Source organism: Prevotella sp. MGM1, assembly GCF_002933775.1.
Lineage (GTDB): Bacteria > Bacteroidota > Bacteroidia > Bacteroidales > Bacteroidaceae > Prevotella.
In genome coordinates this window covers 1-780 of the sequence record NZ_BEWV01000182.1, presented here as the reverse complement: position 1 = coordinate 780, position 780 = coordinate 1, and the positions used below count along the sequence as shown (strand labels likewise).

1 protein-coding gene is annotated in these 780 nt (G+C 48.3%); it reads right to left on the bottom strand.

What is annotated here, in order from left to right; all coding sequences use genetic code 11:
• Window positions 1–368: 368 nt before the first annotated feature.
• Window positions 369–780: 4Fe-4S dicluster domain-containing protein (locus tag MoGM_RS07265; RefSeq protein ID WP_146078680.1), on the bottom strand; the 412-nt coding region annotated here is incomplete at its 5' end.

Here is a 780-nt window from a genome sequence, read left to right as displayed (position 1 = left end):
AATCGAAGTGCAAAACATTGAGATAAGAATTACTCATTCTCCTCTCTCCTTCTGGTGAGGGGAGAATGAGAATTTACTAAATCGAAGTTTTGAACTTCGATTTGGAATCTTGCAAATAAAAGGATAATACTAAAAACATTATTCGGCCAAGAAAGATACGCAAGGAAATGTATTCGGCAATCAGAATAATGTGAAAGGACAAAGGAACAGGATGCTTACGGCTTTGCCTGAAAGATGCGTATAACGGTCTTTTATACCGCAACAACAAGCAAAACATACGAAAACAATAAGCATAGCGGACAAAAAAGAGGGTCGTGGCATTGGTCACGACCCTCCCTGAAACTTATTTATAAATATATAAACAGAAATCAATCGGACAGTTTCGCCTTGATGAACTCACGGTTCAGGCGGGCGATATTGGCGATAGACTCGTTCTTGGGGCACTCGGCCTCACAGGCACGGGTGTTCGTACAGTTACCGAAACCAAGCTCTTCCATCTTCATGACCATGGCCTTGGCGCGCTTGGCGGCTTCAGGACGGCCTTGGGGAAGGAGCGCGAGCTGTGACACCTTGGAGCTGACGAAAAGCATGGCAGAGCCGTTCTTACAAGCGGCAACGCACGCTCCGCAACCGATACATGTGGCGCAGTCCATGGCCTCGTCGGCATTCTGCTTGGGAATGAGAATGGCATTGGCGTCCTGTGCCTGGCCGGTGCGCACGGTTGTGTAGCCTCCGGCCTGTATTATCTTGTCGAACGCCGAGCGGTCTACCATACAGTCC